The 16,511-nt window shown below is 71.1% G+C and carries 10 protein-coding genes and 1 pseudogene; 8 read left to right on the forward strand and 3 right to left on the reverse strand.

The features are described from left to right. Nucleotides 1-33: 33 nt before the first annotated feature. Nucleotides 34-1,035, forward strand: coding sequence for a DUF5926 family protein (locus P3T29_RS09635; RefSeq protein WP_280715889.1), 1,002 nt, complete (start codon nt 34-36; stop codon nt 1,033-1,035). A gap of 276 nt (nt 1,036-1,311) precedes the next feature. On the opposite strand, the gene P3T29_RS09640 is transcribed toward P3T29_RS09635, so the two are convergent. Then, on the reverse strand, nt 1,312-2,037 hold the full coding sequence (locus P3T29_RS09640; protein ID WP_280715890.1) for a bifunctional DNA primase/polymerase: 726 nt from the start codon (nt 2,035-2,037) through the stop codon (nt 1,312-1,314). 488 nt (nt 2,038-2,525) lie between these two features. On the opposite strand from P3T29_RS09640, the gene P3T29_RS09645 reads away from it, so the two are divergent. The 3 genes from P3T29_RS09645 to P3T29_RS09655 all read left to right on the forward strand — a co-directional run bounded on the left by P3T29_RS09645 (nt 2,526) and on the right by P3T29_RS09655 (nt 7,446). Beyond that, a complete protein-coding gene (locus tag P3T29_RS09645; RefSeq protein WP_280715891.1) occupies nt 2,526-4,061 on the forward strand; it encodes a PP2C family protein-serine/threonine phosphatase in 1,536 nt (511 codons plus the stop codon). A gap of 223 nt (nt 4,062-4,284) precedes the next feature. Further along, entirely contained in the window at nt 4,285-5,778 is a 1,494-nt protein-coding gene (locus tag P3T29_RS09650) for an aminopeptidase P family protein (protein ID WP_280715892.1), read from the forward strand. Between the two features lie 189 nt (nt 5,779-5,967). Beyond that, nucleotides 5,968-7,446 (forward strand): hypothetical protein, encoded by a 1,479-nt coding sequence (locus tag P3T29_RS09655; protein ID WP_280715893.1) that lies wholly within the window; start codon nt 5,968-5,970, stop codon nt 7,444-7,446. A 66-nt stretch (nt 7,447-7,512) separates the two neighbouring features. Here the strand turns inward: P3T29_RS09655 and P3T29_RS09660 are convergent, their stop codons facing one another. Then, a complete protein-coding gene (locus P3T29_RS09660; protein ID WP_280715894.1) occupies nt 7,513-7,971 on the reverse strand; it encodes a rhodanese-like domain-containing protein in 459 nt (152 codons plus the stop codon). 133 nt (nt 7,972-8,104) lie between these two features. Between P3T29_RS09660 and P3T29_RS09665 the strand changes: the two genes are divergently transcribed. After that, nucleotides 8,105-9,124: a helix-turn-helix domain-containing protein gene (locus tag P3T29_RS09665; protein ID WP_280715895.1), complete on the forward strand. Its 1,020-nt coding sequence runs from the start codon at nt 8,105-8,107 to the stop codon at nt 9,122-9,124. A gap of 206 nt (nt 9,125-9,330) precedes the next feature. Then, nucleotides 9,331-12,156 carry a right-handed parallel beta-helix repeat-containing protein gene (locus P3T29_RS09670; RefSeq protein ID WP_280715896.1) on the forward strand — a complete coding sequence of 942 codons (2,826 nt, stop codon included), beginning with the start codon at nt 9,331-9,333 and terminating at the stop codon, nt 12,154-12,156. 95 nt (nt 12,157-12,251) lie between these two features. Here P3T29_RS09670 and P3T29_RS09675 read toward each other — a convergent pair whose 3' ends face one another. Further along, nucleotides 12,252-13,019, reverse strand: a complete 768-nt coding sequence (locus tag P3T29_RS09675; RefSeq protein ID WP_280715897.1) for a MerR family transcriptional regulator — start codon at nt 13,017-13,019, stop codon at nt 12,252-12,254. A gap of 259 nt (nt 13,020-13,278) precedes the next feature. Between P3T29_RS09675 and P3T29_RS09680 the strand changes: the two genes are divergently transcribed. Continuing rightward, nucleotides 13,279-16,155 carry a PKD domain-containing protein gene (locus tag P3T29_RS09680; protein ID WP_280715898.1) on the forward strand — a complete coding sequence of 959 codons (2,877 nt, stop codon included), beginning with the start codon at nt 13,279-13,281 and terminating at the stop codon, nt 16,153-16,155. 172 nt (nt 16,156-16,327) lie between these two features. Beyond that, nucleotides 16,328-16,510, forward strand: a pseudogene (locus P3T29_RS09685) (aquaporin); the annotation flags it as partial. Nucleotide 16,511 lies beyond the last annotated feature (1 nt).

Here is a 16,511-nt window from a genome sequence, read left to right on the forward strand (position 1 = left end):
TCAAAGTGTCACCGTCCCCGGGAGAGCCGCACCATGGCCAAGAAGGCCGCCAAGAAGTCGCCGCAGCGCAGTCAGTCCACCACCGTCGCCACGGGTGAGATCCCCGTCGTCGGCGCCCGGGAGGACTGCCCCTGCGGTTCGGGTCGCAGGTACAAGGCGTGTCACGGCCGGGAGGCCGCGCACGCGGTGCAGGAACTGGTGCACCGCCCGTTCGAGGGGCTGCCCGGCGAGGCCGACTGGGTGGCGCTGCGCGAGCTGGTCCCCGCCGCGACCGTGCCGCTGAAGCTGACCGCCGAGGCGGCGGCCGGCGCCCTCGGCGAGGTGCCGTCGGTGACCCTGGCGACCGTGCTGCCGCTCGCCTGGCCCGCGCTGCGGCGCCCGGACGGCTCGATCATGCTCGGCCTGCAGACCCAGTCCTCCTCCGGCGACCTGAGCCGGGACCTCGCGGACGCCCTCGAACTGGCGCTGACCACCGAGCCCGGCTCGCCGGTGCCCGCCCGCCGGACCGTCCCGGGCGGTCGCCGCCTGCAGGAACTCCTGGACCTGGACGCCGAGTTCGTCCCGGCCGTGCACACCGGCTTCGAGTTCTGGCTGGAGGACGCGGAGAGCTCGACCGGCGAGGTCGCGGCCTCGCTCGAGCGCGCCAACGCGTCCGCGATCCCGACCGAGAAGCTCACCGGTGTGGACTCCTCGTACTGGTGCGCCGCCGGGGACAAGAACCACCTGCGCTGGGTCATGACCGTGCCGGAGGAGCAGCTGCTCGACGCGCTGGCCCGGCTGACCACCGCCGAGCAGTCCTCGATCGGCCCGGACACCCGCCTGGTCGGCTCGTTCCGCGCGCACGGCCTGACCGTGCCGGTCTGGGACCTGCCCACGACGATGACCTCGGCCGACTGCGAGAAGCCGGCCGCCGAGTTCGCGGAGCGCCTGGCCGACACCCTCAAGGAACTGGCCTCGGCCGGGGCCGCGCCGCTCACCGCCGAGGAGCGCAGGGCGCGCGCCAACCTGGTGAACCGTCAGGTGACGCTCAACTGAGCCCCCCGAACGGGAGAGTGACTCGCGTCACATTTCAGCCATCCGGGGGAAATGGCCAGGTCGCACGCCAGATGGACAAATTGGCTCGGACGCGGATCTTTGTTACCATTTAAACAGTCCGGTCGCTGGTGCATCCCCCGTCGCCAGCGACCGGATCTTCCATTTCCGCCGACGTCCGGTGACTCTCCCCGCGCGGCGGAAAATGGAAATTCCCGGCCCGAATACCGATTCAGGACACCGGCGGAAACGCCTGCGGGCACACCGGCCGGAACGCTCTCAGAACGCCAGCCGGCTGCCGTCCGGCGCGGTCGTACTCGCCGCGATCAGCACCCCGAGCAGCCCGCCCACCTGCGGCAGCCATGGCCGGTCCTCGATCGGCGCGCGCACCCAGCGGACGCCACCCGAGCCGGTCCGCGAGGGCGGCAGCACCAGGTAGCCGTCCGGTCCGTGGTAGCGCAGCGAGCCCGGCACCCACGACCGGTCGGCGAGCAACTCGCCGAGCTCCGCCAGCGAATAGGGCGCGACCAGCAGCACGTACCGGCCCGGAGTCGCGAGCACCGGTCCCAGCGGCACCCCGTGCAGCTTGAGGTACTCCAGCGCCCGCGCGCCCGCCTCCGAGGGCAGGCTCACCGCGCAGACCGCGTCCCCGGTGGCGACCAGCACCGACGCCTCCGGGCTGCGCTGCTCCCACCACCAACTCACCATCCGCGTATCGGTGCTGGCCGCCAGCAGCGGCGGATCGTGCGGATGGCCCCCCGGCGCGGGACAGCACGGCTCCCCGCAGGAGCACGCCCCCGGCAGCCCCGGCACACCGTGGGCGCCCGGTACCACCGGCCAACCCCGGCCGGCCGCTGCCAGGGCGGCGCCCAGCAGGGCCACCCTGGCCCGGCGGCGACCGCCGGGAAGCAGCAGCCACCCCCGCCGCAGCAGCCCGCACAGCGACCAGCTCCGGCGATGCCGACGCCGCTGCGACCATGTCCGTCCGGGGCGCGTCCGCTGCATGGGCGCTCGTTCCTTTCCGCGACCGTTGGGCTCGGACCGTCAGACCGTGACTGCGACGAGGATGCGGCGCCACGGCAGTGCTGTGCGGTGCGATGTGCAGTGCGCACGACATGAGACGGGCAGGGCCCCTGAGAAGGTCGGCCCCTGGAACGAGAATCCCTCATGCGACCAGATGGACGCCGCTCGGAAGCTGCTGGTTCCACCGTACGAGTGAGTGAGTGGTGGCCGGACGAGACAACGGCCACTTGAAGCATACGATCCGGACGGCTTCTTGACCCCCAGTCAGCCGGACGCCGTCAGCCCGCCGGCCGGCGCCGGGCCCGCGCCTGTGCCACGGGCCTGTGCGGCGGGCCCTGTCATCGATCTGGACATGCCCCGATCGGCCTGTGTACAAGTGGGTGATTGATGCCGAAGTAGAGAGATAGAAATCGTTTTGGCCGGTCTTGGGAGTCCTGCGTGACACGTACCAGTGTGTGGGGAGTTAGGACATGACCGACGCCAAGCCGCTCGATCTGCCGGTGTCAGGCATGCAGCAGTCAGGCGTGCAGCAGTCAGCTGTGCAGCAGTTGGCGCAGCATCCGGCTCAGCAGTCGGCTCAGCCGTCAGGTCAGCCGTCAGCTCGGCAGGCGGCCGGAGTGCAGGTCCCGTCGGCGGGACCGCTGTGGGTGGGGGCCGCGAGCGGCGGCGGCCGGCCTGGGGCCTATCCCGCGCTGCTCGCGCTAGGCGCCGAGCCCGGTACGAGCCTGCAGGACCGTTTGGCCGGATGGCTGTCCGATTTCACCAGCCTGCACGAGCACACCGAACGGCTCGCCTCGGCCCGTGGCCTGGCGGCCACCCTGGACGCCGTACTCGCCTCGGGCGCCGCCCTGCTCGGGGCCCGGCGGGCGTTGGTCACCACCACGGCACGCGGCTCCGGCCGGGCCGTCGGCCTCGGCCTGGACCGGTCCAGCCTGGGCGCGCTGGAGACCGTACCGGCGGAGCACGGCCCCTTCACCGGCCTGCTGAGCCACCCCGTCCGAACCGGGCAGCTGCTGATCACCGACCTGGCGGCCGACCCGGGCGTCGGCCTGCGCTTCCGCGAGGTCGCCGCCGGGCTGGGCCTCGGCGCCTGCTACGGCCTGCCGCTGGCCACCACGGCGGACGGTCCGCTCGGCGCCGTCGTCTGGTTCTTCGACGAGCCCACCGAACCGGACGAGCGCCGCCGGCACCTGGTCCGGCTGTACTGCGACCTCGCCGCCCCACTGCTCGCCAAGCAGCTGGAGGCGGACCGCGCCCGGCGGGCCGCCGACGCGCTGCGCCGGGGCCTGCTGCCCGACCGGCTGCCCGTCGTCCCCGGGCTCCGGCTGGCCGCCCGCTGCGTACCGGCCGAGCTCGACCACTCGGCCGGCAGCGACTGGTACGACGCCATCGCGCTGCCGGACGGCTCGCTCGGGCTGACGGTCGGCAGCGTCTCCGGCGACGGCCCCGGCGCCGGGCCGGACTCCGCACCGGGCGCCGCGACCGCGATGGGCCGGGTGCGCGCCGCACTGCGGGCGTACGCGGTGCTGGAGGGCGAGGACCCGGTCTCCGTCCTCGGCGACCTGGAGCTGCTGCTCAAGACCACCGAACCGACCAGGTCCGCCACGGCCGTGTACGCCTGGGTCGAGCCCGACGAGCGCCGGATCACCCTGGCCGGGGCCGGACACTGCCCGCCGGTCCTGGTCACCCGGTACGGCGCCAACTTCGTCGAGACCTCGCTCTCCGCCCCGCTCGGCATGCTCAGCTGCTGGGAGGCCCCGGGTGTCGAGCTCGCAGCGGAGCGCGGCGACCTGCTGCTGCTCTACACCGAGGGCCTGGCCCGCCGCTTCGGCCCCACCCTGCACGCCGGGCAGACGGCGCTACGGCGGGCCGCCGCCGACGCACCCCGGGACGTCCGGCTCGACCCGGACCGGCTCTGCGACCACCTGCTGGCCTGTCTTGCCGCAGACGCGGCTGGGCCTCCGGCCACGGACGACCTGGTGGTGCTCGCTGCTCGCTTCGAGTGAGGCAGCCGGTTGCATTCTCAAGAGGCGCGAGGGGCTGAGCGAGACAGGAGGCTGCGGACCGTTGCCTTCCGGTTTCGCGCAGTTCCCCGCGCCCCTGGTATGGCTGAGCACAGCGGCCGAGCAGGCGTTCGGCTGGACATCCGTACCATGGGACGCACGGCCGCCCACGCGCGTCGCGATCCGACGGGTCCGGGGCGGCACCACTCGCAAGGAGGCGACGTACGTGACCGAGGACCGTACCCCGGCGGCAGCCGACAACCCCGAGGGCGCCGTGGACGGCGACGCCGAGCAGCCGATCAAGGGACGTAAGAACGGCTTGTACGGCGAGGTGTCCGACGAACTCGCGGCCTCGATGAAGTCCGGCTGGGGCGACACCGAGCTGCGCGGCCTGGCGCCGATCGCCCAGGCCGGGTACGCCGCCGAGCGCCGCGCGAGGCTGTCCGCCAAGTACCCGGGCGAGCGGCTGGTGGTCCCGGCCGGGAACCTGCGGACCCGGTCCAACGACACCGAGTACTCGTTCCGCGCCGCCAGTGAGTACGTGCACCTCACCGGCGACCAGACCGAGGACGCGGTGCTGGTGGCGGAGCCCGTCGCCGACGGGCACGAGTTCAGCCTCTACCTGCTGCCGCGCTCCAACCGGGAGAACGGCGAGTTCTGGCTCGACGGCAACGGCGAGCTCTGGGTCGGCCGCCGGCACAGCCTGGCCGAGGCCGAGCAGCTGCTCGGGCTGCCCTGCCGCGACGTCCGCAAGGCCGGCGAGGAGCTGAAGGCCGCCGCCCCGGCGCCGACCCGGATGGTGCGCACGTACGACACCGGCCTGGAGGCCGAGCTCGCCGAAGTCCTGGACGAGGAGAAGGACACCGAGTTCAAGGAGTTCCTGAGCGAGCTGCGGCTGGTGAAGGACGACTGGGAGATCGGCGAGCTGCGCGCGGCCTGCACCTCCACCGTCAACGGATTCACCGACGTGGTACGGGAGTTGGGCCAAGCCGTGGCCACCTCCGAGCGCTGGATCGAGGGCACCTTCTGGCGTCGCGCCCGGGTCGAGGGCAACGACATCGGCTACGGCTCGATCTGCGCGGCCGGCCCGCACGCCACCACCCTGCACTGGGTCCGCAACGACGGCGATGTCCGCCCGGGCGAGCTGCTGCTGCTGGACGCGGGCGTGGAAACCAACACCCTCTACACCGCCGACGTCACCCGCACCCTGCCGATCAACGGCCGGTTCAACGCGCTGCAGCGCAAGATCTACGACGCGGTGTACGACGCCCAGGAGGCGGGCATCGCGGCCGTCAAGCCCGGTGGCCGGTTCCGCGACTTCCACGACGCCTCGCAGCGCGTGCTCGCCGAGCGGCTGCTGGCCTGGGGCCTGCTCGACGCCTCGGTCTACGACGTCGAGAAGGTCCTGGAGCTCGGCCTGCAGCGCCGCTGGACCCTGCACGGCACCGGCCACATGCTCGGCCTGGACGTGCACGACTGCGCCCAGGCGCGCCGCGAGTCGTACGTCGACGCGCTGCTGGAGCCCGGCATGGTCCTCACCGTCGAGCCCGGCCTGTACTTCCAGCAGGACGACCTGACCGTCCCGGAGGAGTACCGGGGCATCGGCGTCCGGATCGAGGACGACATCCTCGTCACCGCCGACGGCAACGAGAACCTGTCGTCCGCCCTCCCCCGCACGGCCGACGACGTCGAGGCCTGGATGGCTTCGCTGACTGGCTGACGCCTAGTCACATCGCGCTGGGCGGCCGGGTTTCCCGAGTTCATCGGGGCACCCGGCCGTCCGGCGGTCGGAACCCTTTACACCGGACCGAACACCCTGATAGAAGCTTTGGAGCGCCCACTCCGGTCCGCTGACCGAGGTGTGTCCCATGGACCACCGGGGCGCTCGACTCACGGGGGGTCCACCATCATGCGCCTGCGCGCCATAGCTGCCCAACTCGCCGTCACCACCGCACTGTTAGGACTCGCCGTCCCGGCCGCAGCTGCGGCCACGGGCGGCCCGCACGCCGTCCTGTCCGTCAAGTCGGCGGGCAAACCGCACCTGCTGAGCTACCTGTTCGACGGCTCGGCCTCGACCGGCCCGGTGCCGATCGTCAAGCAGGAGATCACCTTCGGCGACAGCCCGTCGCAGTACGACTGCACCCACGGGTGCACCCACACGTACAGCAGCACCGATCAGTACCTGGTCAAGCTCACCGTCACGGACCGGAACGGCAACACCGACTCCGCGATCGTCGAGGTGGGCGCCTCATACCCGGCGGGGCGCCTCCGCCCGGCGTCCGGCCGCATCCTCGACACCCGTACCGGGTACGGGCACCGGGGCAAGCTCGGGCCGGGCGGCGAACTCACCGTCAACATCGATCCGGTGAAGCCGGCCAACGGCATCACCAACAACAACCCCAGCATCCTCGCGGCGGTCGTCAACGTCACGGTGGTGAACCCGACTGCGGACAGCTACCTGACGGTGTACCCGACGGGCCAGGCGCGGCCGACTACCTCCAACAGCAACTTCACCCCCGGACAGACCAGCGCACACCTCGTCACCGTCCCGCTGGGCGCCGACGGCACCTTCACGATCTACAACCACACGGGCAGCACCGACATCGTGGTGGACACGGTCGGCTGGTACACCCCGGTCGGCGAGGACAACTTCACCGACCTCGCGCCCACCCGGGTGCTGGACACCCGCATCGGCCTGGGCACCGGGAAGGCCGGGCAGATCGCGCCGCACACCACGTCCTGCTTCACGCTGCCGGCGGACAAGCTGGGCCTGCCGAGCGACGTCGACTCGGTGGTCCTGAACCTCACCGCGACCCGCTCCGACCGGGCCGGCTTCCTGGCCACGACCCGCGGCAGTGACCCCCACTCCTACACCGGCACCTCCAACGTGAACTTCGGGCCGGGCGAGACGGTCGCCAACCAGGTGATCGCGCCCGTCCTGAACGGCCGGTTCTGCGTCAAGAACGGGCCCGCCGACGTCGACGCCGTCGCGGACGTCAGCGGCTACTACGACCCCCACGGCTACACGGCCTTCACCCCCGTCACCCCCGGGCGGCTCCTGGACACCCGTACCCCCGAGGCGCCGATCGGCCCCGGCGGCTGGCGGCGCGTCGTCGCCGCCAACATCTCCGGCTTTCCCGTTCCCCTCAACGCCACCACCACGGTGGTGAACCTGACCGCCACGGGATCCGACCGCAGCGGCTACCTCACCGCGTTTTCCGGCTTCGGCCCCGATCCGGACGTCTCCAACGTCAACTTCGCTGCCGGACAGACCGTCTCCAACCTCGCCTATGCCGGGCTCGGGCACTACTTCTTCAACGTCTACAACAGCGCGGGCCACACCGACGCAGTAGTCGACCTCTTCGGCTACTTCAGCCGCACGCACTGAGCTCACCCGTGCAGGCGCCGCCCCGGCAGGTCCGGGGCGGCGCTCCGCCTTTCCGGGGCGGCCGGCTCAGCAGACCAGGCCGAGGTCCGACGGGGTCGCGTTGGCCGGGTCGATCGGGCGGCGGCCCTCGGTGGGCCAGCCCTCGCGGACCCAGTACTCCAGACCGCCGATCATCTCCTTGACCTCGCGGCCGAGCGCGGCGAGCTTCATCGCGCCCTTGGTGGAGCCGTTGCAGGCCGGGCCCCAGCAGTAGACGACGAGCAGGCCGGGCGGCAGTTCGGCGACCCGCTCGGCGGTGATCTCGGCGACCGGGAGGCTGATCGCGCCCGGGAGGTGGGCCTTGCGGTGGGAGCCCTCGGCACGGACGTCGAGGATGGTGAAGTCCTGCTGCCCATCTCGCAGCGCGTACCAGACGTCCGCCGGGTCGGCCTGGCAGCCGAGGCGCTCGGCGAAGAAGGCGAAGGCCCGCTCGGGGGTGGCCGCCGGGATCTCGGTCACGGGCGAGGTGCGGATGCTGGTGGTCATGTCCGGGCTCCTGACAGTCGATTGCGTGCTGCGGCGATGCATTGATCTTCCGATCCGGACACCCTCCGCCGACAGTGGCGTGAACGACTACACTCGCCAAGATTCCGCCAGAACGAAGATCAGGGAGAGCACGATGGGCCCGGTGGCTGTGACGATCGGACCGCCGCCCGAGCCGGTGCACACCATCGCGGTGTACGCGTTCGACGGCATGGCACCGTTCGAACTCGGCGTGGTGGTCGAGGTGTTCGGCCTCGCCCGGCCCGAGCTGACGGGGTTGCTGGGCGCGCCCTGGTACGGGTTGAAGGTCTGCGCGGACCGGCCCGGCGTTCCGCTCAGGGCGATCGGCGGCTTCTCGATGACGGCCCACCACGGGCTGGACGAGCTGGCCGCCGCCGACACGGTCATCGTGGTCGCCGTACCCAACACCTTCAGCGGCGAGGTCTCCCCCGGCCTGGTCGCCGCGCTGCGCACGGCGCACGAGCGCGGCGCCCGGATCGTCTCGATCTGCTCCGGCGCCTTCGCGCTGGCCGCCGCCGGTCTGCTGGACGGCCGGGACGCCACCACCCACTGGCGCTACGCCGAGCTGCTCCAGCAGCGCCACCCGTCGGTGCGGGTCAACCCGGACGTGCTGTACGTCGACAACGGGGACATCCTGACCAGCGCGGGCAGCGCGGCCGGTATCGACCTCTGCCTGCACCTGGTCCGCCGCGACCACGGCGCGAAGGTGGCCAACACCGTCGCCCGCCGCTTCGTCGTGCCGCCGCACCGGGCGGGCGGCCAGGCCCAGTTCATCGAGGCCGCCGTCGCGCCGGTCGAGGAGGAGGACGACGGCGTGACCCGCAGCATGCTGTGGGCCCTGGACCACCTCGCCTCGCCGCTCACCGTCGCCGTACTGGCGCAGACGGCCCGGATGTCCGACCGTTCCTATCTGCGGCACTTCACCGCCCGCAACGGCACCAGCCCGATGCGCTGGGTCATCACCCAGCGCATCGCGGCCAGCCTGCCGCTGCTGGAGTCGCCGGACGGCACGGTGGAGGAGATCGCCACCGCCGTCGGCTTCGAGAGCGCCGCCACCTTCCGGCACCACTTCGGCCGGGCGATGCGCACGTCCCCGACGGCGTACCGGCGGACGTTCGGCCACGGCGCGGCCTGAGCGGCGTGGCCGGTCGGGCCGCCGGCCGGTGCCCCGCACACACGCGCACGGGCACTGGCCGGGGGCGTAGGTCTGGGATCGGTAAAGATCGGTAACGGGGGTGGACCTGGGAGGAGCAGGCGGACGGGTGTATGGAACGCTGTGCACGCTCGGAGCGTCGGACGGCGCCCCGGGCCGAACAGTCACATCTTCAGGGGGAACTTCTCTTGTCCATCCGCCGCCGTGCCGGACTTGCCACCGTCGCCGCTGCCGTGGTGGCGGGTGTCGTCATGCCGATACCCGCCTTCGCGGACACCAGCACCACGCTCTTCGTCGACAACACACCTGGGAAGTGCTCGGACGCGGGTCAGGGCACCGCCGCGCTGCCCTTCTGCACCGTGCAGGCCGCCGCGGACATCGTCCAGGCCGGTCAGACCGTCCAGGTGGCGGCCGGGCCGACCACCTACCCGGAGCAGGTCACCGTCAAGAACTCCGGTACGCCGGGGCACCCCATCACGTTCAAGGGCGACTCCACGGTCCCCGAGAACATGCCGCAGGTCGGCCTCGACTACTGGCAGAGCAAGACGAAGCAGGGCCACGGCTTCGTGCTGTCCGGTGTGCACGACGTCACCGTGCAGAACTTCGTCTTCGACACCCCGCAGGAAGCGGTGCTCGTCACCGACTCCGACCGGATCACGATCGACCACAACCTCTCCTACAACGGGACGTTCACCAACTCGCCAGGCATCCGGCTGAGCGGCCGGACGACCGACTCCGTGGTGAGCCGCAACCAGGTCGGCGACTCCGGCTTCGCGGGCATCGCGGTCGACAAGGGTGTGACCGGTACGGTCGTCACCACCAACGCGCTGAGCGGGAACCAGGGCGCCGGCATCGTCGTCACCGACGCCCCCGGCACGGTCGTGACCAGCAACACCCTCAAGAGCAACAACGGCCGGGGCATCTCGCTGGCGGGCGACTCCAGCGGCGCGACGGTCGAGAACAACATCATCACCGGGTCCGACTTCGGCTCGAAGGACCCGGCCCACGCCGTGGAGCTGTCCGTCTCGGCCGGCTCCGTCAGCGGTACCAAGGTCGACTACAACGTCGTCCGCCCGACCGGCACCGGCACCGGCTACGCCTGGGGTGCGGACGTCTACCCGTCGCCGGCCGCCTTCCACACGGCCACCGGCCAGGGCTCGCACGACCTCAACGACAACCCCCAGCTGCCGATGGACCTTACGGGCAACAGCACCGTCGTCCCGCTGGCCGACTCGCCCGCGACGGACTCCGCCGACGCCTTGGCGCCCGGCGAGCTGTCCACCGACCTGATGGGCAACCCCCGGGTCGACGACCTCAACCGGGCCAACACCGGTACGGGCAACGGCTTCTACGACCGTGGCGCGATCGAGCTGCAGCCGTTCAAGAGCTTCCAGATCCGGGTCGACAACACCTACGGGCCGCACCCCATGCAGGTGACGGCCAAGGTGCAGTCGACCCGGAACTGGCCGGACACCGTGACATACAGCTTCGACTTCGGCGACGGCAGCGACCCGGTCGCGACCAACTCGCCGCAGGCGGCCCACTCCTACACGGCCAAGGGCGCGTACCTGATCACCGTGACGGCGACCGGCGTCACGGACGGCTCCGTGACGAAGGTGACGACGTCCTCCCCCGTCACCGTGAACGACCCGGGCCCGGTCGTGCCGCAGCTGGAGATCACCCCGGCCGACCGGAACACCAACAACGGGCCGCTGAGCTTCATGTTCAACCTGGACAAGTCGGCGGCTCCCTATCGGCTCAAGAGTTACCGGGTCGACTACGGCGACGGGACGCCGGCCTCGGTCGACAACCCGATCAGCTACCACAACTACGCCAAGCCTGGTGACTACACCGTCACCGCCACTGTCACGGACGAGTCCGGCGCCCAGGGCACCGTCACCAAGACCGTGCACGCCGCCTACCCGACGATGGGCTTCACGCCCATCACCCCGTTCCGGGTGCTCGACACCCGGAAGCCGCAGGCCCCCAACTTCGGTGGCCGGGTCGGCCAGGGACAGTCGGTCGACGTGAACCCGTACATCTCGATCCCGTCCGGGATGCACCCGGCCGCGGTCGTCCTGAACGTCACCGCCGTCAACGGCGACAAGGGCGGCTACCTCACGGTGTACCCGCGCGGTGCGCAGCGCCCGACCACGTCGAACGTGAACTTCACGGCGGGGCAGAACGCCTCGAACCTGGTGACCGTCCCGCTCGGCGACGGGGAGCAGCTGTCGGTGTTCAACCACACCGGCAACGTCGACGTGGTGATGGACGTAGTCGGCTTCTACCAGGGCGGCACCGGCGACCGCTTCACCACGGCCGGACCGGCCCGCCTGCTGGACACCCGTCGTAAGGGTGGCACCGCGCTCGGTCCGGACGGCAGCACCAGCATCCAGGTCCGTGGCGTCAACGGCGTCCCGGCCAACGCGACGACCGCCGTGCTCAACCTGACCGTCACCGGCGCCGACACCGGCGGCTACCTGACAACCTACCCCAGCGGCACCGCCCGGCCCGGCACCAGCAACCTGAACTTCACCGCCGGCCAGACCGTGCCGAACCAGGTCGTCGTCCCGATCGGCGCCGACGGCAAGGTCACCCTCTACAACCACACCGGCAACACCGACGTCGTCGCCGACCTCTTCGGCTACTACAGCCCGACCGGTGACAGCCTCTTCACCCCCGTCATCCCGACCCGCCTGGTCGACACCCGGATCGCCAAGAGCACGCTCGGCCCGGACAGCACACTGACCGTCCCCACCGGCACCCCCGCCGGCACCACGGGCGCCGTGCTCAACGTCATCAGCACCGGTTCGACCACCGGCGGTTACCTCACCGTCTGGGCAGACGGCACCGACAAGCCCGGCACCTCCAACCTCAACTTCACCGCCGGGCAGACCGTCCCCAACCACGTCACCACCCCGGTCGGCACCAACGGCAACGTCGACGTCTACAACCACACCGGCAACACCGACGTCGTCGCCGACCTCTTCGGCTACTTCAGCAAGTCCAACTGACCGAGCGGTCTCCGGACGAACAGGGCCTCCCGGTCTTCACCGGGAGGCCCTGCGGTTTTCCGGGCCCGGGCCCGGCCCACCCGGCCTGGCCCGACTCAGACCGACTCGGCCCGGTCCGCGTTGGCGATGATCGCGTCGCGGAACCACTGGGCGAGGCCCGGCGCGAGCTTCTCGTAGTTCGCGGCGAAGCGCGGATCGGCGACATACATCTCGCCGAGTCCCCGGTGGATGGCGAAGTGGCAGTCGTAGAAGTGCTCCGAGATGTGCTGCCGGTGCGTCTCCGCCAGGTCCATCGCCTCGCCGCTGCCGGCGGCCGCTCCGGCGCTGAAGACCTCCAGCAGACGGGAGTTGATGGCGTCCGTCTCGACCTTGATCCGCTCCCAGTCCGCCTTGGTGTACCTGCCGGTACGGGCCTGGGACTGCTTCCAGGCATCGGTGTCGCCCCAGCGCTCCTGGGCCTCCTCCTCCCAACTCTCCTGGTAGTCCGCCCCGAAGACCTCGAACTTCTCCTCGGGCGTCAGCTGAATGCCCATCTTCTGTGCCTCCATCGCTCGTTCGACGGCTGCGGCCAACTCCTGGAGATGCCCGATGCGTTCGCCGAGCAGCTGGTGCTGCCGGCGCAGGTGCGCACTCGGACTGACCGAGTGGTCGTCCAGGATGGCCGCGATCTCTTCGAGAGGGAAACCGAGTTCGCGGTAGAACAGGATCTGCTGCAACCGGTCCAGGTCCGCGTCCTGGTAGCGGCGGTAGCCGGCCGGGGTACGTCCGCCGGGCGACAACAGCCCGATCCCGTCGTAGTGGTGCAGGGTCCGTACGGTCACCTTGGCGATCGCCGCGACCTCGCCCACCGAGTAACTGCTCATCGGGTCACTCCCTCCTTCCTGAGGTCAACCCTGCCGCCTCACGTCGCGTGAGGGTCAAGCGCGATAGGTACACGGGGGGTGCCACCGGCCCGGACGGGTCTTGGAGCCGCCCGGCCGAGTATTCTCCCGACCCCGCTGGCAGGCAGCGCGGCCGATCCGCCATGATGCTCATCTACTACAGAATGATCGTCATACTCACGGCCAGGTTGTGCCTGGCCGGTGAAGCGGTGCGATCACCCAACGGGGGGAAGTCGTCTCGGTGCGTTCCCGCAGACTCTCCGGACTCATCGGAGCAACCACACTGGCCCTGAGCATCGGGGCCCCCGCCACGACCGCCGGAGCCGCCACCGCAACCGGCGACACGCTGTACGTCGCGAAGGGCGCTGCCTGCTCGGACACCGGCACCGGCACCCAGGCGCAGCCCTACTGCACCGTCCAGGCCGCCGCCGACGCGGCGCAGCCCGGCCAGACCGTCCAGGTCGCCCCCGGCGCGTACTCGGAGCAGGTCAACCTGACGCACTCCGGCACCGCCGACAAGCCGATCACCTTCCTCGGCGGCTCGTTCCACGGCGGCGGCAACACCATGCCGCGCATCGGCACCGGACATGGTCTCCTCAACGGACAGTCGCACGGTTTCACGGCGACCGGCGTGCAGTACGTCAACGTCAGCGGGTTCAACATCTTTGCCAAGGCCGAGACGGTCCTGCTGACCGACACCGCGCACGTCACCTTCGACGGGAACAGGATCAACGGCGGCGGGATGAGTGCGATGGCACCGGCGGCCATCCGCCTGACCGGCCACTCCACCGGCGACACGATCAGCCGGAACTCCATCGGCGGCTACGCCTGGCAGTCGATCGCCGTCGAGGCCGGGGCCACCGGCACCGTACTGACGGGCAACGCGATGGCCCAGCTGAGCGGCGCCGACGGGATCAACGTCACGGACGACCCGGGCACCGTCATCACCGGCAACTCCGTCGCCACCACCTGCGGCACGGCCGTCGGCCTGCTCGGCGCCTCGTCCGGGGCCGTGGTCGAGAACAACATCCTCGCGGCGGACTCCGGCGACATCGCCAACATGCTCTGCGAGAAGCGCCCCACCAAGCTCTCGGTGTCGGCCGCCTCCGAGCCCGGCCTGACGGCCGACTACAACCTCGTCAACCCGTACATCACGCACTACAACCTGGACAACCGGTTCCAGACCGGCTCGGCCTACCAGTGGGGCGGGACGCACTACGACACCGCCACCGAGTTCACGGCGGCGTCGGGCGGCCAGGGCGTCCACGACCTCATCACCGACCCGCAGTACTCCGGCAGCTGGGCCGCCACCGGCCTGCGCCTCCAGTCCACCTCCCCCGCCATCGACTCCGCCGACGACACGGCCCCTGACGCGCTCGCCGTCGACCTGAACGGGTACCACCGGATCGACGACCCCAACGTCCCCAACACCGGTAGGAACAACGGCTTCTACGACCGGGGCGCGCTGGAGTACACGGACGCCTACCAGGTCACCGGGATCAAGGTCCCGATCTGGGCGGTCCCGACCGGGGCCCCGGTGACGATCGACTTCGACAGCTCGGGGTTCTGGTCGCCGGCGGTCTCGTACCAGGTGGACTTCGGCGACGGCACCACCCCCGTGGTGACCACCGGCACGACGATCCAGCACAGCTACGCGACACCGGGCGAGTACGAGCCCAAGATCGTCGTCACCCGGGCCAACGGCGACACCAGCCCGCCGCAGACCGTCTACCTCGCCGTCAGCGCGCCCGGTCCGCTCGTCCCGGCACTGACGGTGAACCCGGCCCTGGGTGCGCTGGCGTACTCCTTCGACCCCGGCCGCACCAGCTCCCCCTGGGGGTACGCGGCGGTGACCGTGGACTTCGGTGACGGCACCTCGCAGGGCCAGACCTACCCGGGCGCTCTCCAGCACAGCTACACCGCCGAGGGCGACTACCAGGTGACCCTGACCGTCACCGACCAGGACGGCCACACCGCGAAGACGACCCAGCCGCTGCACGTCTCGTACCGGCCGTCCGGCTACACCGCGCTGACGCCCACCCGGGTGCTGGACACCCGCTCCGGCGCCGCCGACAGCAGCACGCTGGGTCCGGACCAGACGCTGACCATCCCGCTGATGAGCCGGGGGAACACCGGTCTCGGCGCCCTGCCCTTCGCGCAGCAGCCCAGCGCCGTGGTCCTGAACGTCACCGCGATCCCGAAGGACTCCGGCGGCTACCTGACGGTCTACCCGGCGGGCGGCAAGCGACCCGGCACCTCGAGCCTCAACTTCACCAAGGACCAGGCCGTCCCCAACCTGGTCACCGTCCCGGTGGGCCCGACGGGTGACGTCGCGGTCTACAACAAGGCCGGGAACGTGGACGTGGTCGCCGACATCCTCGGCTACTACAGCCCGGGCAGCGGGGACCGCTTCACCACGCTGAGCCCGTCCCGGCTGGTCGACACCCGCAGCGCCGGCGTCGCGGGCAGGCTCAGGGCCGGCCAGGAGATGACCGTCCAGGTCGCGGGCAAGGGCGGCGTCCCGGCCGGCGCCAGCTCGGCCGTCCTCAACCTGACCTCGACCGGTTCGGACAGCGGCAGCTACCTCACCGCCTACCCCACCGGCGCCACCCGCCCCGGCACCAGCAACGTCAACTTCGCCGCCGGGCAGACCGCCGCCAACCAGGTCATCGTGCCGCTCGGCGCCGACGGCAAGGTCACCGTCTACAACCACACGGGCAGCACGCACGTGGTCGCCGACGTGTTCGGCTACTACAGCGCGGCCGGCCAGTCGCTCTTCACCCCGGTCACCCCGACCCGCCTGCTGGACACCCGCAAGGTCGGCGTGCCCCTGGGCGCCTACAGCCTCGCCATCGCCACCGCCGGCGTCGGCGTCCCCGCCGGAGCCACCGGCGCGGTCCTCAACGTCACCAGCACCGGCTCCACCAACGACAGTTACCTGACCGTCTGGGCCGACGGCACCCCTCAGCCCGGCACCTCGGACCTCAACTTCACGGCCGGGCAGACCGTCGCCAACCACGTCACCACGCCGCTGGGCGCCGACGGCGCCTTCAGCATCGCCAACCACACCGGCACCACCGACGTGATCGCCGACCTCTCCGGGTACTTCGCCAAGTAGGACCCGCTCCGAGTACGCGACAGCAACAGGGCCTCCCGGTACCGACCGGGAGGCCCTGCGCGTACCGCTCTCCGACCGTACGAGTCTCCGAGCGAAGCGGTCCGCGTACGCCCCAACTTGGGTGCACCGGCCAATGGTCGGCGCGGGCGGCCGTTGGGACGATGGCGTCACGGCCTGCTGGGGCACCTCCTCCGGTAGTTTCGCCAACCCCGCGCTGACCTTCGGCCGCGCGCTCAGCGACACCTACACCGGCATCGCACCGGGCTCCGTCCCGGCCTTCGTACTGGCCCAGACGATCGGCGCGATCCTCGGGCTGGCCCTGGTCGCGCTCCTCTTCGGTCGCCGCCGGGCTTAGC

The sequence above is a fragment of the Kitasatospora sp. MAP5-34 genome (genome assembly GCF_029894335.1).
Taxonomy (GTDB): Bacteria; Actinomycetota; Actinomycetes; order Streptomycetales; family Streptomycetaceae; genus Kitasatospora.